General features: G+C 60.4%; 15 protein-coding genes. 12 read left to right on the forward strand and 3 right to left on the reverse strand.

Annotated elements, in window-relative coordinates; translation table 11 throughout:
- Positions 1-303 precede the first annotated feature (303 nt).
- Positions 304-1,071, reverse strand: coding sequence for a 5'-methylthioadenosine/adenosylhomocysteine nucleosidase (locus IGW03_RS10720; RefSeq protein ID WP_194722543.1), 768 nt, complete (start codon positions 1,069-1,071; stop codon positions 304-306).
- A 354-nt stretch (positions 1,072-1,425) separates the two neighbouring features.
- Positions 1,426-2,301 (reverse strand): LysR family transcriptional regulator, encoded by an 876-nt coding sequence (locus tag IGW03_RS10725; protein WP_194722544.1) that lies wholly within the window; start codon positions 2,299-2,301, stop codon positions 1,426-1,428.
- 107 nt (positions 2,302-2,408) lie between these two features.
- Here IGW03_RS10725 and IGW03_RS10730 point away from each other — a divergent pair, with 107 nt between their 5' ends.
- The 7 genes from IGW03_RS10730 (at position 2,409) to IGW03_RS10760 (ending at position 11,350) form a co-directional block, all read left to right on the forward strand.
- The gene (locus tag IGW03_RS10730) at positions 2,409-3,917 is read left to right on the forward strand and encodes a CoA-acylating methylmalonate-semialdehyde dehydrogenase (RefSeq protein WP_194722545.1); all 1,509 of its coding nucleotides are present in this window, start codon (positions 2,409-2,411) and stop codon (positions 3,915-3,917) included.
- Between the two features lie 349 nt (positions 3,918-4,266).
- Complete coding sequence (locus IGW03_RS10735) at positions 4,267-5,949, forward strand: GMC family oxidoreductase (protein ID WP_194722546.1); 1,683 nt, start codon at positions 4,267-4,269, stop codon at positions 5,947-5,949.
- 452 nt (positions 5,950-6,401) lie between these two features.
- On the forward strand, positions 6,402-7,172 hold the full coding sequence (locus IGW03_RS10740; RefSeq protein WP_194722547.1) for an ABC transporter ATP-binding protein: 771 nt from the start codon (positions 6,402-6,404) through the stop codon (positions 7,170-7,172).
- A 2-nt stretch (positions 7,173-7,174) separates the two neighbouring features.
- A complete protein-coding gene (locus tag IGW03_RS10745; protein WP_194722548.1) occupies positions 7,175-7,885 on the forward strand; it encodes an ABC transporter ATP-binding protein in 711 nt (236 codons plus the stop codon).
- A 44-nt stretch (positions 7,886-7,929) separates the two neighbouring features.
- Positions 7,930-9,138: an ABC transporter substrate-binding protein gene (locus IGW03_RS10750; RefSeq protein WP_194722549.1), complete on the forward strand. Its 1,209-nt coding sequence runs from the start codon at positions 7,930-7,932 to the stop codon at positions 9,136-9,138.
- Between the two features lie 315 nt (positions 9,139-9,453).
- Positions 9,454-10,338 carry a branched-chain amino acid ABC transporter permease gene (locus IGW03_RS10755; RefSeq protein ID WP_194722550.1) on the forward strand — a complete coding sequence of 295 codons (885 nt, stop codon included), beginning with the start codon at positions 9,454-9,456 and terminating at the stop codon, positions 10,336-10,338.
- Positions 10,339-10,363: 25 nt separating this feature from the next.
- Positions 10,364-11,350 (forward strand): branched-chain amino acid ABC transporter permease, encoded by a 987-nt coding sequence (locus IGW03_RS10760; RefSeq protein ID WP_194722589.1) that lies wholly within the window; start codon positions 10,364-10,366, stop codon positions 11,348-11,350.
- Positions 11,351-11,401: 51 nt separating this feature from the next.
- Here IGW03_RS10760 and IGW03_RS10765 read toward each other — a convergent pair whose 3' ends face one another.
- Positions 11,402-12,577 (reverse strand): iron-containing alcohol dehydrogenase, encoded by a 1,176-nt coding sequence (locus IGW03_RS10765; protein WP_194722551.1) that lies wholly within the window; start codon positions 12,575-12,577, stop codon positions 11,402-11,404.
- Between the two features lie 337 nt (positions 12,578-12,914).
- Here IGW03_RS10765 and mnmG point away from each other — a divergent pair, with 337 nt between their 5' ends.
- Genes mnmG through IGW03_RS10790 form a run of 5 tightly spaced genes read left to right on the forward strand, consistent with a single transcriptional unit; the run spans position 12,915 to position 17,829 of the window.
- Positions 12,915-14,840: a tRNA uridine-5-carboxymethylaminomethyl(34) synthesis enzyme MnmG gene (gene mnmG, locus IGW03_RS10770; protein WP_194722552.1), complete on the forward strand. Its 1,926-nt coding sequence runs from the start codon at positions 12,915-12,917 to the stop codon at positions 14,838-14,840.
- Positions 14,841-14,852: 12 nt separating this feature from the next.
- Positions 14,853-15,506, forward strand: a complete 654-nt coding sequence (gene rsmG, locus IGW03_RS10775) for a 16S rRNA (guanine(527)-N(7))-methyltransferase RsmG (protein WP_194722553.1) — start codon at positions 14,853-14,855, stop codon at positions 15,504-15,506.
- Positions 15,503-16,135: a leucine efflux protein LeuE gene (leuE, locus tag IGW03_RS10780; RefSeq protein ID WP_194722554.1), complete on the forward strand. Its 633-nt coding sequence runs from the start codon at positions 15,503-15,505 to the stop codon at positions 16,133-16,135. The genes rsmG and leuE overlap by 4 nt, the downstream gene beginning before the upstream one ends.
- Positions 16,136-16,141: 6 nt before the next feature.
- The gene (locus IGW03_RS10785; RefSeq protein WP_194722555.1) at positions 16,142-16,912 is read left to right on the forward strand and encodes a ParA family protein; all 771 of its coding nucleotides are present in this window, start codon (positions 16,142-16,144) and stop codon (positions 16,910-16,912) included.
- Between the two features lie 17 nt (positions 16,913-16,929).
- Complete coding sequence (locus tag IGW03_RS10790) at positions 16,930-17,829, forward strand: ParB/RepB/Spo0J family partition protein (protein WP_194722556.1); 900 nt, start codon at positions 16,930-16,932, stop codon at positions 17,827-17,829.
- Positions 17,830-17,852: the final 23 nt, after the last annotated feature.

Here is a 17,852-nt window from a genome sequence, read left to right on the forward strand (position 1 = left end):
CAGACAACCAAGACCCCAGACCAAGCCAGCACAAAGAGGCTGTGAAATATCCCCTTCTAACGACGCCAAAAGGAAGTGGTGCCAAGCGGATAAAGAAGCGCGGTTGTCTGAGCCGAAGGCGAGTTTCCGCGCTTCCCGCTTGGTGCCACTTCCTTCTGGGGACCCCAAAGGGGCGGCGGTAGATGGGTCGCCTTTCTTTGCCTACTTTCTTTGGCGAAGCAAAGAAAGTAGGTGGCCGCCGGGCCACCCCCGGCTAGCCTCCACGAATAAACCAAGGTCCAAGCAACCTACGAACTCCCAACCTCACCCCAACCCGCAAAGCCTGCGAACCACCCCAAACGAATACCTAGAAGCCACCCGTTCAATAAACCGCATGAAATCCCCCGGCGCCGACTCATCGGCCCCATCCGAAATCGTCCGAATCACCGCAAACGGCACTCCGAACTCAAAACAAACCTGCGCCACCGCCGCCCCCTCCATCTCCACCGCCAGCAACTGCGGAAACGCCTGCCGCAGCTCCCCGCGCCGCTGCGGCCCGTGAACAAACTCGTCCCCGCTGCCGATCAGCCCCCGGTGCACCTGCGGCCGGTTCAGCCGAAACAGTTCCCGGTCCGCCTCCGCCACCATCTTGTCCACATCCTCGGCAACAAACCGCCCGGCCGCCTCGAACAGCCAGTCGCTCAGATGGCGGTCCGAGGAAAACAAGGCCTGCCCAAGCAGCGGCACCTCGAACCGCGGAAACAGCGGCGATGCATTCATGTCGTGCTGCACCAGCGCATCGGCAATCACGATATCGCCGACCCCGACTCCCGGATCGACGCTACCTGCCACGCCGGTGAACACGATGTGCGTCACGCCGAAGCGCTCGATCAGGGTGGCGGCGGTTGCCGCTGCTGCTGTCTTGCCGATCCGCGACAGCACGCACACCGTATCGATGCCCCACAAATGGCCGCTGACATAGTCGCGCATCGCACGGTTGACGGTCTGCGGCTGCGCCATGCTGTCGATCAGGCCAGCCTGTTCCTGGTGCAACGCGCTGATCAAGCCAAGTCGGGGAATCGGTGGAGCCATGAAAAATCCTGTTGGTGAAGGGTTGAACAATGCTTGGCTGGCAAGTGTACGGCGTCTTCTTTCATTTCTGCATTCCGCAGCACGCCCCGGCCGATGAAGAAGTGACGGTTTTTAAATTAGATTTGGTATTTAAAAATAGTAGTAGTTGTTAACCTGCCCACCTTTCTGTGGATAACACGGTAAACCGCTTTGCAATCAACTTTTTAGCGCATGCATAAACGCCTGCATAACGCCTGTATGGGAAAAGGACAGAATCTGGACAAAAAACTCCTTCGGAGAGAAATCCGGCATTGTCCCCAAGCGCTCAAGCGCATTTCCAAAGACTTATCCACAGCCGCGGATAGTGAAATGTTGTCAGCGCGGCCAGATTCCTTGCAAGAGGCCGAATACCGCCGCAATCGTCGGCTCGTGCCTGCGCTTGGCCAGCGCGATGAATGACAGCTCGGTCGACAGGCTGACCTTGTCCGCGATCACCAGGCCGTGCGCATGGGCTTCCCGCAGTGCAATCGATTCCCGGATCAGCGACAGGCCGACGCCGGACTTGACCAGGTCCAGCATCGACATTTCCTGGTCGACCAGCGCCACCTTGTTCGGCACCGCCTTGGCCTGGGCGAAGGTCTTGGTAAGCAGGCGGTTGTGCGCCGATTCGGGCGGCGTCCAGATCCAGGGCAGGGCGGCCAGCGCCGCCCAGTCCTTGCCGGCCACGCGCGCCTTCCATCCCTGCGGCGCGACCACGTTGTAGGTGAAGGAAGTCAGCACCTGCGCATGGAATTCCTTGCCGGGATTGCCGAGATAGAAACCGACATCGAGCTCGCCGCCCCTGACTTGCTGCAGCACCCAGCCGGACATGCCCTGCTGCAATTGCGTGGACAACTGGGGATAAGTCTCGACCAGGCGCTTGAGGAAAGGCCCGAGGCGGATGAATTCCGGGTCGAGGATGGTGCCGATGGACAGGGCGCCGGACAACGTGGAATGCAGCGCGGCGGCGCGCTGCCGGAATTCGGCCACGCTTTCCATCACTCGCTCGGCGATCGGCAGCAGCTTGGCGCCGTCATCGGTCAGCACCATGCCGGCCGGCGTGCGGTGGAAGAGCTGCAGGTTGAGGCTGGCCTGCAGCGACTTGATCTGCAAGCTCACCGCCGGCTGCGTCAGGTGCAGGCGTTCGGCGGCGCGGGTCAGGTTCCCTTCGCGGGCAATGGTGACGAAGGCGCGCAACTGGGTCAGGTCCATGATTCACCATAAGAGATGCTTATATCGCTTTGATAATAACTGATTGGATTCCACGCCACATTGGCGATATCCTGCTGAAAAATCGTTACTTAGCCAAAGGAATCCTTATGACGCAGCTTATTCAACATTACATCGGCGGTCGCGTGACGGAATCGGCCAGCGGCCGCAAGCAGGACGTGTTCAATCCGGCCACCGGCGAAGTCAGCGCCCAAGTGGCGCTGGCCAGCGTGGAGGAAGTCAACGCCGCCGTGTCGGCTGCGCAGGCGGCGGCGCCGGCCTGGGCGGATACCGCGCCGTTGAAGCGCGGGCGCATCCTGTCCAAATTCAAGGAATTGATCGAACAGCATCATGACGACCTCGCCGCCGCGATCACCCGCGAACACGGCAAGGTGTTTTCCGACGCCAAGGGCGAAGTCACGCGCGGCCTGGAAGTGGTGGAATTCGCCTGCGGCATTCCGCAGCTGATGAAAACCCAGTTCACCGACAACATCGGCGGCGGCATCGACAACTGGCAGCTGCGCCAGCCGCTGGGCGTGACCGCCGGCATCACGCCGTTCAATTTCCCCTTCATGGTGCCGATGTGGATGGCGCCGGTGGCGATCGCGACCGGCAATACCTTCATCCTGAAACCCTCCGAACGCGATCCTTCGCCCTCGCTGCTGATCGCCGACCTGTTGAAGCGCGCCGGCCTGCCGGACGGCGTGTTCAACGTGGTGCAGGGCGACAAGGTAGCGGTGGATGCGCTGCTGCAGCATCCGCAGGTCAATGCGGTGTCCTTCGTCGGTTCCACGCCGATCGCGGAATACATCTATACCGAAGGCGCCAAGCGCAAGGGGCCTTATCCGCTACGCGTGCAGGCGCTCGGCGGCGCGAAGAATCACCTGGTTGTCATGCCCGATGCCAACTTGGAACAGGCGGTCGATGCGCTGATCGGCGCGGCCTACGGTTCGGCCGGCGAGCGCTGCATGGCGATCTCGGTCGCGGTGGCGGTCGGCGGCGTGGCCGACAAGCTGGTCGAGGCGCTGATTCCACGGGTGAAGGCATTGAAGGTGAAGAACGGCATGGAAGCCGATGCCGAAATGGGTCCGGTGGTCACCGCCCAGCACAAGGCCAAGATCGAGGGCTACATCGAGGATGGCGTGCAGTCCGGCGCGCGCCTCCTGGTCGACGGCCGCGGCCTGAAGGTGCCTGGCCATGACAACGGCTTCTTCCTCGGCGGCACGCTGTTCGACCATGTCACGCCCGAGATGAAGATCTACAAGGAAGAAATCTTCGGCCCGGTGCTGTGCGTGGTGCGCGTTCCCGATTTCGCTTCGGCGGTGCAGCTGATCAATGCCCATGAATTCGGCAACGGCGTGTCGCTGTTCACCTCCGACGGCAATACCGCGCGCGAATTCTCGCGCCGCATCGAAGTCGGCATGGTCGGCATCAACGTGCCGATCCCGGTGCCGATGGCCTGGCATTCCTTCGGCGGCTGGAAGCGTTCGCTGTTCGGCGATACCCATGCGTACGGCGAGGAAGGCATCCGCTTCTACACCCGCTACAAGTCGGTGATGCAGCGCTGGCCGGATTCCATCGTGAAGGGTGCGGAATTCACGATGCCGGTGGCAAAGTAACAAGAAAGGTAGGGTTTCGCCTGCCGGCAACTGTGGATAAATCCTTGGATAGCGGGTGGATGTAAACGGGACAAGCCAGGAAAAACGGAAAACCGATTTTTTATCCCGAATCCATCCTCTTCCAATACACCTGTTGTTCAAGTGCTTATGCTTGCGGCAAGCACTTGAATCGAAACCGGTTTACCGGCTTATCCACAGGCAGGGCAGGCAGTTAACCATTACTACTATTTGTATACATCAACTTCAATATAAAAAACCGCAAAGCTTCACCAGCCGGTCTTCGGCACACCGGAAAGCCTGAGAACGGCAGCAAAATCGCAGAGAAACGCGGGAGCACACAGGAGCATTCATGGAATCCGCTGGAAAATACGACTACATCATCATCGGTGCCGGCAGTGCCGGCTGCGTGCTGGCCAACCGGCTGGCCCAGGATGCGGACGTTTCGGTGCTGCTGCTGGAAGCAGGGCGCAAGGACGACTATGTCTGGATCCACATTCCGGTGGGTTATCTCTACTGCATCGACAATCCGCGCACCGACTGGCTGTTCCGCACCGAAGCCGATGCCGGCCTGAACGGCCGCGCGCTGATCTACCCGCGCGGCAAGGTCGTCGGTGGATCGTCGTCGATCAATGGCATGATCTACATGCGCGGCCAGGCCAGGGATTACAACCTGTGGGCGGACTTCACCGGCGACGAAAGCTGGCGCTGGGACAAGGTGCTGCCGGTTTTCAAGAAAACCGAGGATCATCACAAGGGTCCGAGCGAATTTCACGGCGCCGGCGGAGAATGGCGGGTGGAACAGCAGCGCCTGTCCTGGGAAATCCTCGATGCCTTCCGCGAAGCGGCGGCGCAGACCGGGATTCCGAATGTGGAAGACTTCAACCGCGGCGACAATGAAGGCTGCGGCTATTTCGAAGTGAACCAGAAGAAGGGCCTGCGCTGGAGCACCGCGCGCGCCTTCCTGCGGCCGACGCATGGCCGCAAGGGCAAGCTCGACATCATGACCGGCTGCCATGTGAAGCGGCTGCGCATCCAGAAAAGCGAGCAGGGCGAGGTCTGCACCGGCGTCGAATTCACCGGCGGCGGACGGGAATGGTTCGCCGAATGCGTGCATGAAACCATTTCCACCGCGGGCGCGGTCGGATCGCCGCAGATCCTGCAATTGTCGGGCATCGGTCCGGGCGAATTGCTGCACAAACACGGCATTCCGGTGATCGCGGACCTGCCCGGCGTCGGCGAAAACCTGCAGGATCATCTGCAGCTGCGCATGGCCTTCCGCATCAAGGGGGCGAAAACGCTCAATACCATGGCCGCCAACTGGTTCGGCAAGATGCGCATCGGCATGCAATATGCGATGTCGCGCAGCGGACCGATGTCGATGGCGCCGTCACAGCTGGGCGCCTTCACCCGCTCCGATCCTTCGCAGCCGACGCCCAACCTGCAATACCATGTGCAGCCGCTGTCGCTGGAACGTTTCGGCGAACCGCTGCATCCTTTCCCGGCCTTTACCGCCAGCGTCTGCAACCTGCGGCCTACCGCGCGCGGTCACATCCGCATCGCTTCCGCCGATCCGTTCGCGGCACCGAAGATCACGCCGAATTACCTGAGCACGCCGGAAGACCGCAAGGTCGCGGCCAATGCGCTGACCCTCACGCGCAATATCGTCGCCGCGCCGGCATTGCAGAAATACATGCCCGAGGAATTCAAGCCGGGTCTGCATTACCGCACCGAGGAAGAGCTGGCGAAAGCGGCGGGCGATATCGGTACCACCATCTTCCATCCGGTCGGCACCTGCCGCATGGGCCGTGCCGACGATCCGATGGCGGTACTCGACAGCCAGCTGAGGGTGAAGGGCATACGCGGCCTGCGCGTGGTCGATGCCTCGGTGATGCCGACCATCACCTCGGGCAATACCAATTCGCCCACCATCATGATCGCGGAAAAGGCGGCCGAGTGGATCAAGGCGGCGCGGCGCGGACAGGGCAGCATCATCGTCAATACGGTCGAGGAAGCCGTGCCGGCATCGGTGTAATCGGCCATAGGCCGGCTGGGTGCAGAGCCAGCTTGCCGAACATGACAAGCGCTCCTCGTTCAGGAGCGCTTGTCGTTTCGGAAAGGATTAGCTGACACTGCTGTTTTCTTCATGCTAACATTGGCTCGACTTGCTTGTAGTCAATATACTCATACAACTCAGAAGGATTGATACAGGCCAAACAATCGGTGGATGAATTCTCTGCTGTATTGCCACCCCCCCAGTCGTACTGTGTACAGTGCATCTTCGTTATGCACGACCTTCTGCTAGAGCGGTTTCGCCTTGACCGGCCTGGTCGAGGCCGAGGCAGATTGCCGCTGGAACAAGGCGTGACGACGCGACATGGCCAAGCCATGGCAAGGAGGCGCAACGCAGTGCCAGCGGCAATCTGCCCGGGATCGGCAGGCAGGTCAGGGTGAAACCGCTCTAATAACAGTCAACAGGGAGAACCCATGGCGGATGTGGTTTTGGAGACGCGGCAGTTGACCAAGGAGTTCAAGGGGTTTACTGCTGTCAATAACGTTAGCCTGCAGGTGCAGCGTGGGCATATCCATGCATTGATCGGCCCCAACGGCGCCGGCAAGACGACCTGCTTCAACCTGCTTACCAAGTTCCTGGTCCCGACATCGGGACAGATTCTATTCAACGGCCGCGACATCACGATGGCCAAGCCCGCGCAGATCGCGCGCCAGGGCATCATTCGTTCCTTCCAGATTTCCGCCGTCTTTCCGCACCTGACCGTGCTGGAAAACGTGCGCATCGGCCTGCAGCGCCCGCTCGGCAATTCCTTCGCCTTCTGGCAGAGCGAAAAGAAACTCAATGCCTTGAACGACCGCGCGATGGCCCTGCTGCAGCAGGTGGATCTGGAAACGTTCGCCGACACGATGACGGTCGATCTGCCCTACGGCCGCAAGCGCGCGCTGGAAATCGCCACCACGCTGGGCATGGAGCCGGAACTGATGCTGCTCGACGAGCCGACCCAGGGCATGGGCCATGAAGACGTGCACCGCGTGACCGAACTGATCAAGAAGGTCTCGGCCGGACGCACCATCCTGATGGTGGAGCACAACATGAGCGTGATTTCGGGCATCAGCGACCGCATTTCGGTGCTGCAGCGCGGCGCGGTGCTGGCCGAAGGCACGTACGAGGAAGTATCGAACAATCCGCAGGTGATGGAAGCCTACATGGGCACCACCAGCGGCGCACTGGAAGGAGCGCATTGAACATGGCTGTACCGGCACTGGAAATCAGGAATCTTCACGCCTGGTATGGCGAATCGCACATCCTTCACGACGTCAATCTCTCGGTCAGCCAGGGCGAGGTGGTGACCCTGCTCGGGCGCAACGGCGCCGGACGCACCACCACCATGCGCGCCATCATGGGACTGACCGGAGCTCGCAAGGGCTCGATCAAGATCAACGGCACCGAGGCCATCGGCTTTCCGACCCACAAGATCGCCCATCTCGGCGTAGGTTACTGCCCCGAAGAGCGGGGCATTTTTTCGTCGCTGTCAGCCGAGGAAAACCTGATGCTGCCGCCCCAGGTCTCGTCCAACGACCGCGGCATGTCGATCGAAGAGATCTACGACATGTTTCCGAACCTGAAGGAGCGCCGCAACAGCCAGGGCACGCGGCTGTCCGGCGGCGAGCAGCAGATGCTGGCGGTGGCGCGCATCCTGCGCACCGGCGCCCGATTGCTGCTGCTGGACGAGATTTCCGAAGGCTTGGCGCCGGTGATCGTGCAGGCGCTGGCACGCATGATCACCACATTGAAGGCGAAGGGGTATACGATCGTCATGGTCGAACAGAACTTCCGCTTCGCCGCGCCGCTGGCGGACCGCTTCTATGTGATGGAACACGGACAGATCGTCGAAACCTTTGCTGCATCCGAACTGAATAACAAAATGCCCGTGCTGAATTCGCTGCTCGGGGTATAAAGAAGCAAGCCACACAATGGCTATGTATAACCAAGGAGATTGAAATGAAGTTGAAAGCAATTGCAGTCGCTGTCGCATCGACCCTTTCGCTGGCCATGGCCGGTTCCGCATCGGCCCAGATTTCCGGCGATGTGGTGAAGATCGGTTTCATCACCGACATTTCCGGCCTCTACTCCGACATCGACGGACAGGGCGGCGCGGAAGCCATCAAGATGGCGATCGCCGACTTCGGCGGCACGGTCAACGGCAAGAAGATCGAGCTGATCACCGCCGACCACCAGAACAAGGCCGACGTCGCCGCTTCCAAGGCGCGCGAATGGTTCGACCGCGAAGGCGTCGACATGCTGGTGGGCGGCACCAATTCCGGCACCAACCTGTCGATGGCGAAAGTCGCCGCAGAGAAGAAAAAGCCCTTCATTTCCATCGGTGCAGGTACCGCTCGCCTGACCAACGAGGAATGCACGCCTTACACCGTCCACTATTCCTATGACACGGTTGCGCTGGCCAAGGGCACCGGCTCCGCAGTGGTGAAGCAGGGCGGCAAGAGCTGGTACTTCCTGACCGCCGACTATGCGTTCGGCGCCTCCCTCGAAAGCGACACCACCAACGTGGTCAAGGCTTCCGGCGGCACGGTGGCCGGTTCGGTCCGCCATCCGCTGTCGGCGTCCGACTTCTCGTCCTTCCTGCTGCAGGCGCAGTCGTCCAAGGCGCAGATCCTCGGCCTGGCCAACGCCGGCGGCGACACCATCAATGCGATCAAGGCAGCCAACGAGTTCGGCATCACCAAGAGCATGAAGCTGGCCGGCCTGCTGATGTTCATCAACGACGTGCATTCGCTGACACCGGCGCTCACCCAGGGTATGTACCTGACCGACGCCTGGTACTGGGACCAGAACGACGAGACCCGCAAGTGGTCGAAGCGCTACTTCGAGAAGATGAAGAAGATGCCGTCGAGCCTGCAGGCGGCCGACTATTCGGCCACCATGCAGTACCTGAACGCGGTCAAGGCAGCCGGCACCGACGATGCCGACAAGGTCATGGCACAGCTGAAGAACGCCAAGATCAACGACATGTTCGCCAAGAACGGCGTGATCCGTCCCGACGGCCGCATGGTGCACGACATGTTCCTGATGCAGGTGAAGACACCGGCCGAATCGAAGTATCCGTGGGATTACTACAAGGTCGTGCAGACCATCCCCGGCGACCAGGCATTCACCACCAAGGCCGAGTCGAAGTGCGCGCTGTGGAAGTAAGCCTGGCTTAGTCAAGACAAGCAGTACGCAATACGGTAGTTCGCAATATGCGGCAGCCGGCCGGTGAAGAGGCCGCCGGCCTGCCGTGCCGGTAACGCATGGGAGCGGATGGCTAGTTCACCGCTCCCGTTATTGCGTTATTGGCAACAAAGTTGGCGTCATGATTTCTTTCCCATCGCAGGGAAGGGGAGAGGGAAGGGAGTGGACCGGCCAGACTGAAACTGCTCCAGCCGGCACATTCCATCTGCATCCCTGTTCGGGCCTTTCCGGCATCCCGGAAAAGCGTTCGCATTCAAGCAATTTCTCTTATCGTCTATGGAAATATTCGGCATCCCTCTACAGGCCATGCTCAGCCAGCTCCTGCTCGGCCTGGTCAACGGCTCCTTCTACGCGATGCTGTCGCTCGGCCTCGCGGTGATCTTCGGCCTGCTCAACGTAATCAACTTTGCCCACGGCGCGCTGTACATGGTGGGCGCCTTCCTGGCCTGGATGGGCATGAACTATTTCCAGGTCAACTACTGGGTGATGCTGGTCGCGGCGCCCATTCTTGTGGCCCTGTTCGGCGTCATCATCGAAAAGACGATGCTGCGCTGGCTGTACAAGCTGGACCATCTCTATGGCCTGCTGCTGACCTTCGGCATCACCCTGATGCTCGAAGGCCTGTTCCGCTCGTTCTATGGCGTCTCAGGTCAGCCGTATTCGGTCCCAGAGGCGCTGTCGGGCGCATTCAACCTCGGATTCATGATCCTGCCGAAATATCGCGCCTGGGTCGTTGTAGCGTCTCTGGTGGTGTGTTTCGCCACCTGGTTCGTGATCGAGAAGACCAAGCTCGGTGCCTATCTGCGCGCCGGCACCGAGAACCCCAAGCTGGTGGAAGCCTTCGGTATCAACGTGCCGCTGATGGTGACCCTGACCTACGGCTTCGGCGTGGCGCTGGCGGCGTTTGCCGGCGTGCTGGCCGCGCCTGTCATCCAGGTGTCGCCGCTGATGGGCTCCAACCTGATTATCGTGGTGTTTGCGGTGGTGGTGATCGGCGGCATGGGCTCGATTCTCGGCTCCATCATCACCGGCCTGGGCCTGGGCGTGATCGAAGGCCTGACGCGGGTGTTCTATCCCGAGCTGTCGGCTACCGTGGTGTTCATCATCATGGCCATCGTGCTGATGATTCGTCCCGCCGGCCTGTTCGGCAAGGAAAAGTAAAGATTACGGTTTGAGAGGTTCAATGATGAATAAGACGCTTGGATATGCAATCGCCATCGCAATCGCGCTGGCCGCACCCTTCGTGGTGTATCCGGTATTTCTGATGAAGGTGCTGTGCTTTGCGCTGTTTGCCTGCGCCTTCAACCTGCTGATCGGCTTCACCGGTCTGCTGTCCTTCGGCCACGCGGCCTTCTTCGGCGGGGCAGGGTACATCACCGGCCACGCGCTGAAGGTGATGGGCCTGCCGTTCGAACTGGGCATCCTGGCCGGCATCGCGGTGGCTGCGCTGATCGGACTGATCATGGGCAGCCTGGCGATCCGCCGCCAGGGCATCTATTTCACGATGATCACGCTGGCGCTGGCGCAGATGCTGTATTTCGTCTTCCTGCAGGCCAAGTTCACCGGCGGCGAGGACGGCCTGCAGGGCGTGCCGCGCGGGCGCCTGCTGGGTGCGGTCGACCTGGGCAGCGACATGACGATGTACTACGTGGTGCTGGCTATTTTCATTGCCGGCTTCGCGCTGATCATGCGCACCGTGCATTCGCCGTTCGGCCAGGTGCTCAAGGCCATCAAGGAAAACGAGCCGCGTGCGATCTCGCTCGGTTACGACGTCGACCGCTACAAGCTGCTGGCCTTCGTGCTGTCGGCTTCCCTGGCTGGCCTGGCAGGTGCTACTAAAACCGTAGTGCTCGGTTTCGAGACGCTGACCGACGTGCACTGGTCGATGTCCGGCCTGGTGGTGCTGATGACGTTGGTAGGCGGGCTGGGCACTCTGGTCGGCCCGATCGTCGGCGCGATCCTGATCATTGCGCTGGAAAACAAGCTGGGCGATCTCGGCAACTGGCTCGCCACCCTGACCAGCATCGAATGGTTCCGCTCGATCGGTGAATCGGTGACTATCGTGACCGGCTTCATCTTCATCATCTGCGTGCTGGCCTTCCGTCGCGGCATCGTCGGCGAGATCGCTGCGCTGTTCAAGCGCGGTACGGCTGCATCGTCTTCCTCGCACTAAATCCTGGCTTCGCCGGCAGCGTCCTGCTGCCGGCTTTCTTCCCTTCCTGAATTACAAAGCCGCCGCGTAGATGGCGCGGGCGTCTGCACGCGTGACTTCGCGCGGGTTGTTGGTCAGCAGGCGCGTCTGGAGCATGGCATCGTCCGCCATCCGGTCGAGGTCGGCCTCGGCGACGCCAACCTGCCGCAACTGGGTCTCGATGCCGGTACGGCGCGCGATCTCGTCCATCTGCCGTATCAGAGCTTCGGTCTTCGCTTCCGCGCTGCCGCTGCCTCCTGGTGCAACGATATCGGCCAGTTCGGCATAAAGCCCGGCTGCCGCCGGCGCATTGAAGCGCAAGACATGCGGCAGCACCAGGGAATTCGACAGTCCATGTGGCACGTGAAAAATGCCGCCGATCGGATAGGCGAGGGCATGGACGGCGGCGCAGGGTGCATTCGCAAAGGACTGACCGGCGAGCATGGCGCCGAGCAGCATGGCTTGCCGCGCCGCCAGATTTTTCCCGTCCTCGCATGCAACAAGGATATTTCTGGACAGTAACTCCAATGCCTTTTGGGCCAGCATGTCCGATAGCGGGTTCTTCTTGTGCTTGGTGGTATAAGCTTCGATCGCATGCACCATGGCATCGATGCCCGTTGCGGCTGTGACCTTGGTTGGCAGGCCGAGAGTCAGCTCTGCATCCAGAATGGCGAGATCGGCATAGAGCTTTGGCGAGACGACGCCCATTTTTGTCGTCGCGCCCGTAGTGACGATGGAGATCGGCGTGACTTCCGAACCCGTACCGGCGGTTGTCGGGATCTGAACCAAGGGTAGGCGGTCTCCTTTGACGTTGCCGATGCCGTACATGGTCTTCAGCTCCTGATTGCTGCCGGCAAGTACCGCAATCAGCTTGGCGACATCCATTGAACTGCCGCCGCCCAGGCCGATCACCAAGTCTGTTTCATGCTGGCATGCCTGACCGACTGCGTTCAGGACAACGGCTTCCGGCGGATCGGCAACGACGTCCGAATAGATGGCCACATCCAGTCCCGCGCTTTTGAGGCTTGCAATCGGGGCGTCGACCAAGCCGGTCTTCAGGAACCCGTTGTCGGTAACTAGCAGGGCGCGGCGGCTTCCCGGAAAGTGCTGGGCGACCAACTCTCCAAGACGTTTTGCCATTCCTGGCTCCGACACAATATTGGGCACCGTGCTGAAGTTGAAAGGCGCAAAGCTGGCGTTCGTATCCATAAAGTCTCCAGGTCATGTTATTAATGAAAATGCAGATCAAGCACGCTCGGGCCGAGCAAGTGTACGGTCAGGCAGCGCTGAAATCAGGCTCCATCATAACGCTGTACCGACCCTGCTGCACTGAAGATCCCTATGTTTCACGTGAAACATCTGCCCTCCAGTTTGGTCGCTGGGAGCAGGGGACGGGTGTCAAGCGCAATATCTCGCTCAAGTGTTTCACGTGAAACAAATACGACAAGTCTGGACTTGGTCTGCGTTCAGGAAGGAAAACCGCTTATAATCTCGCCTCTGTCTGCTTCACATTTCCATCCCAATTCTGTCCCAAAACAGGCGCACCATGTTCTTTCCTTCCGAGTTTGATGTCATCGTCGTCGGCGGCGGTCATGCCGGCACCGAAGCGGCCCTTGCTTCCGCACGCATGGGGCAGAAGACCCTGCTACTGACTCACAATATCGAAACGCTTGGACAGATGTCATGCAATCCGTCTATTGGCGGTATCGGCAAGGGGCACTTGGTGAAAGAAGTCGACGCCATGGGCGGCGCGATGGCGATTGCCACCGATGAAGCGGGCATACAATTTCGCATTCTTAATTCGTCTAAAGGCCCGGCCGTCCGTGCCACCCGCGCTCAAGCTGACCGCATCCTTTACAAGCAGGCGATTCGGAGCCGCCTGGAAAACCAGCCAAATCTTTGGCTGTTCCAGCAAGCAGTCGACGACCTGATGGTGGAGGGCGACCGCGTCGTCGGAGCCGTTACTCAGGTTGGCATCAAGTTCCGCAGCCGGGCAGTGGTACTGACTGCTGGTACTTTCCTGGACGGGAAGATCCACGTAGGCTTGAACAACTATGCCGCTGGCCGCGCCGGCGATCCGCCCGCAGTATCGCTTTCCGCGCGCCTGAAAGAGCTCAAGTTGCCGCAAGGCCGCCTGAAGACTGGAACGCCGCCGCGCATCGACGGCCGCAGCATCGACTTTTCCGTCATGGATGAGCAGCCGGGTGATCTGGATCCGATCCCGGTCTTTTCCGTCATGGGTTCGGTGGCCATGCATCCGAAGCAGCTGCCGTGCTGGGTCACGCACACCAATGAACGCACGCATGACATTATCCGCAACGGGCTGGACCGCAGCCCGATGTACACCGGCGTCATCGAAGGAGTCGGCCCGCGCTATTGTCCGTCGATCGAAGACAAGATCCATCGCTTTGCCGACAAGTCCGCGCATCAAATTTTCCTTGAGCCGGAAGGGTTGACGACCAATGAGTTCTACCCGAACGGCATCTCGACGAGCCTGCCATTCGATGTACAGCTCGAACTCGTGCATTCCATGCGCGGCTTGGAAAATGCTCATATCCTTCGACCGGGCTACGCAATCGAATACGATTATTTCGATCCGCGCGGCCTGAAGGCTTCGCTGGAGACCAAGGCGATTCAGGGTCTCTTCTTTGCCGGCCAGATCAACGGCACGACGGGTTATGAAGAGGCGGCGGCACAGGGTATGCTGGCAGGGATTAATGCTGCATTGCAAACCCAAGGCCGTGAGTCATGGACACCACGCCGGGATGAAGCCTATCTCGGCGTGCTGGTAGATGATCTGATCACGAAGGGCGTGCAGGAACCGTATCGCATGTTCACCAGCCGCGCCGAATACCGCCTCAGCCTGCGTGAAGACAACGCCGACATGCGCCTGACGGAAATCGGGCGCGAACTGGGTTGCGTAAGCGATGCGCAATGGGAAATGTTCGAGAAAAAGCGGGAAGCGGTAGCGCGCGAAATGGAAAGACTCAAATCCACTTGGGTCAATCCCCGCATCATTCCTGCAGCGGAAGCCGAACGCGTTTTGGGAAAAGCGATTGAACGTGAGTATGCACTCACTGATCTGCTGCGACGCCCGAATGTGACCTATGAAAACCTGATGACCCTCAAGGGTGCGGAGGGCCAGGATCTGGCAGGGCCGGGCGTGGCTGACGAGGCGGTGCGGGAGCAGGTGGAAATCCAGGTCAAGTATGCCGGCTATATCGATCGGCAGGCGCGGGAAGTCGAACGCCATGATCATTATGAAAACTTGCGACTACCCGTGGAGCTTGATTACATGGAAGTCCGCGGCTTGTCCATGGAGGTGAGGCAAAAGCTGAACAAGCATCGTCCGGAAACTCTCGGTCAGGCCTCGCGCATTTCCGGCGTGACGCCTGCAGCAATTTCCCTGCTGCTGGTTCACCTCAAGAAGGGCGGCTTCAAGGAATTTGCCTCCGCTCCGGCAGCGGCTTGAGGAAGCGACCCCATGACAGGTTTTCCTCGGGATGAACTCACAGCCACGCTCGTCAACGGCATACAAGCACTCCAACTCGATCTGAGCGATGCCCAGATCGGGCAGCTCATGGATTATCTGAACCTGCTGAACAAGTGGAATGCGGTGTACAACCTGACCGCCGTTCGCAATCCTGCGCAGATGGTGACGCAGCACCTGCTCGATTCGCTGGCCGTGGTGCCGGCATTCGCCGGCGCCGCCAACATTCTCGATGTGGGAGCAGGAGGAGGCTTGCCGGGCATGGTGCTCGCCATCTCGAGGCCGGACATGCGGGTATCGATGATCGACACCGTGCACAAGAAGACAGCCTTTCTCACGCAGGCGAAGGCAGAACTTGGCCTGTCGAATGTCACCGTTCACACTGCGCGCGTCGAGCAGCTGCAGGTGCAACAGCCGTTCGACGTCATCACGTCGCGCGCCTTCGCCGAACTCAAGGATTTCATCACCTGGTCTCACCACCTGCTGCAGCAGGGCGGGCGTTTCATTGCGCTCAAGGGCGTCATGCCGCAGGAAGAAATCGCCCGGCTGCCCGCCGGCTGGAAAGTGACGCAGGTGCAGCCGCTCAAGGTGCCGAGCCTGGACGCGGAACGCCATCTGGTTTTCATCGAAAGGGAAGGGGAGTCATGACAGAAGCATTTCATGCGTTGGGCATTACAGATGTCTGGCAGATGATTGTCGCCACCATGGTGTTTCTCATGCTGCCCGGCCCCGGCACTTTCTGTGTGCTGACCAGCACCGGCAAGCACGGCATCGGCGGCGGCTATGCTTCGCTGGCCGGGCTCATGGCCGGCGATGCGGTACTGATGCTGCTGGCGGCGCTCGGCGTTGCAGCCCTGTTGCAGGCCAACCCCATGCTGTTCCACGGCCTGCAGTATGTCGGCGCTGCCTACCTTGCCTGGCTCGGCTACAAATTGCTGACAGCCGGGAAGGACGGCACTGCCGCACCCGTTCCCTTTTCCAATGCCGCCGATTTCCGCCGCGGCTTCCTCGTCACGCTCATCAACCCGAAAGCCATCGTGTTCTATATGGCCTTCTTCCCGCTGTTCATCGATCCGGGGACGCATCAGGGAAGCGTCACCTTTCTGGCGATGGGTGCGGTAATCTCTTGTTGCACGCTGTTCTATGGCAGCCTGCTTGTCCTCGTCGGCAACGCTGCAGCAAAACGCCTGGGCCAGAACCAGCGTGTCGCGCGCTTTGCATCGAAGGCGGCAGGCATGTTCCTGATCGGCTTCGGCATCAAACTCACCACCAACTAAGAACAAATGGCCAAAATATTCTGCGTCGCCAACCAGAAGGGCGGCGTCGGCAAGACAACTACTGCCGTCAATCTCGCCGCCGGACTGGCTCAGCTCAATCAGCGCGTTCTGCTGATCGATCTCGACCCCCAGGGCAACGCCACCATGGGAGCGGGCGTCAACAAGGCCGACCTGGAACATTCGGTCTACCAGGTATTGCTGGGCATGAGCGACGTGAGGACGGCGCGCAAGACATCGGAAACCGGCAAGTTCGACATCCTGCCGGCCAACCGCGAACTGGCCGGTGCCGAAGTCGAAATGGTGGAACTCGACAACCGCGAGAAGCGCCTCAAGATGGCGCTCGCCGAAGTCGACGGCGAGTACGACTTCATGCTCATCGACTGCCCGCCGGCCTTGTCCATGCTCACCCTGAACGGCCTGTGCGCCGCACACGGCGTCATCATCCCGATGCAGTGCGAATACTATGCGCTCGAGGGCCTGTCGGATCTGGTCAACACCATCAAGAAGGTGCATGCCAAGCTCAACACCGACCTCAAGATCATCGGTCTGCTGCGTGTCATGTTCGATCCGCGCATGACTCTGTCGCAGCAGGTATCGGCCCAGCTGGAACAGCATTTCGGCGACAAGGTATTCAAGAGCATCATCCCGCGCAATGTCCGGCTGGCCGAAGCGCCGTCTTACGGCATGCCGGGCGTCGTGTTCGATCCAGCTTCCAAGGGTGCGCAGGCTTACATTGCCTTCGGCGCCGAAATGGTCGAGCGCATTCATACATTCTAGGCACTGTAAGGCTGATCATGGCTATTAAGAAATCCAAGGGACTCGGACGCGGACTCGACGCATTGCTGGGCGGTTCCTCCGACTTTGCCGAAGCGGTGCCCAATGTATCGGGTGCGCCGTCGACTCTGAACGTCGCGCAGATGCAGGCCGGCAAGTACCAGCCGCGTACGCGCATGGACGAGGGTGCGCTGAACGAACTGGCCGCTTCCATCAAGGCCCAGGGACTGATGCAGCCCATCCTGGTACGCCCGGTCAACAGCGGGTCCGACAGGTATGAAATCATTGCCGGCGAACGCCGCTTCCGCGCCGCCCAGATCGCCGGCCTCTCCGAAGTGCCGGTCCTGGTCAAGGATGTCGACGACCAGGCCGCCGCGGCGATGGCGCTCATCGAAAACATCCAGCGCGAAGATCTCAATCCCCTGGAAGAAGCACAGGGCATTCACCGCCTGATCTCGGATTTCGACTTCACCCATGAGCAGGCTGCCAACGCGGTCGGGCGCTCGCGCAGCGCGGTCTCCAACCTGCTGCGCCTGATGAACCTGGCCAAGCCGGTGCAAACCATGCTGATGGCCGGCGATATCGACATGGGCCATGCACGCGCGCTGCTCGCCGTCGATTCCGCGACCCAGATCAACCTCGCCAACCAGATCGTGGCCAAGCGCATGTCGGTGCGTGAAGCCGAGAAGCTGGTGGTGCGCGCCAGCACCGAACAGGCCGCCGCCAACAAGCAGAAACCCGGCAAGGAAAAGTCGCGCGATATTGCCAGACTGGAAGAAGAACTGTCGGATACGCTCGCCACCCAGGTATCGATCAAGCTCGGCGCCAGGAACAAGGGCCAGCTGATCATCGATTTTTCCAATCTCGATGCGCTCGACGATCTGATCGCCAAGCTGCGCGTCGAAAAGCAGCCGGCCTGAGTCTTGAAGACCTGGCGCATTCT

This window comes from Noviherbaspirillum malthae (assembly GCF_015352985.1).
Classification (GTDB): domain Bacteria; phylum Pseudomonadota; class Gammaproteobacteria; order Burkholderiales; family Burkholderiaceae_D; genus Noviherbaspirillum; species Noviherbaspirillum malthae.

Bases quoted from the DNA above. Each gene is read 5' to 3' on its own strand.
- leuE (WP_194722554.1), top strand. From the start codon at position 15,503: ATGACAGAAGCATTTCATGCGTTGGGCATTACAGATGTCTGGCAGATG.
- IGW03_RS10725 (WP_194722544.1), bottom strand. From the start codon at position 2,301: ATGGACCTGACCCAGTTGCGCGCCTTCGTCACCATTGCCCGCGAAGGG.
- IGW03_RS10735 (WP_194722546.1), top strand. From the start codon at position 4,267: ATGGAATCCGCTGGAAAATACGACTACATCATCATCGGTGCCGGCAGT.
- IGW03_RS10720 (WP_194722543.1), bottom strand. From the start codon at position 1,071: ATGGCTCCACCGATTCCCCGACTTGGCTTGATCAGCGCGTTGCACCAG.
- IGW03_RS10740 (WP_194722547.1), top strand. From the start codon at position 6,402: ATGGCGGATGTGGTTTTGGAGACGCGGCAGTTGACCAAGGAGTTCAAG.
- rsmG (WP_194722553.1), top strand. From the start codon at position 14,853: ATGACAGGTTTTCCTCGGGATGAACTCACAGCCACGCTCGTCAACGGC.
- IGW03_RS10750 (WP_194722549.1), top strand. From the start codon at position 7,930: ATGAAGTTGAAAGCAATTGCAGTCGCTGTCGCATCGACCCTTTCGCTG.
- IGW03_RS10755 (WP_194722550.1), top strand. From the start codon at position 9,454: ATGGAAATATTCGGCATCCCTCTACAGGCCATGCTCAGCCAGCTCCTG.
- IGW03_RS10790 (WP_194722556.1), top strand. From the start codon at position 16,930: ATGGCTATTAAGAAATCCAAGGGACTCGGACGCGGACTCGACGCATTG.
- IGW03_RS10745 (WP_194722548.1), top strand. From the start codon at position 7,175: ATGGCTGTACCGGCACTGGAAATCAGGAATCTTCACGCCTGGTATGGC.
- IGW03_RS10785 (WP_194722555.1), top strand. From the start codon at position 16,142: ATGGCCAAAATATTCTGCGTCGCCAACCAGAAGGGCGGCGTCGGCAAG.
- IGW03_RS10760 (WP_194722589.1), top strand. From the start codon at position 10,364: ATGAATAAGACGCTTGGATATGCAATCGCCATCGCAATCGCGCTGGCC.
- IGW03_RS10765 (WP_194722551.1), bottom strand. From the start codon at position 12,577: ATGGATACGAACGCCAGCTTTGCGCCTTTCAACTTCAGCACGGTGCCC.
- mnmG (WP_194722552.1), top strand. From the start codon at position 12,915: ATGTTCTTTCCTTCCGAGTTTGATGTCATCGTCGTCGGCGGCGGTCAT.
- IGW03_RS10730 (WP_194722545.1), top strand. From the start codon at position 2,409: ATGACGCAGCTTATTCAACATTACATCGGCGGTCGCGTGACGGAATCG.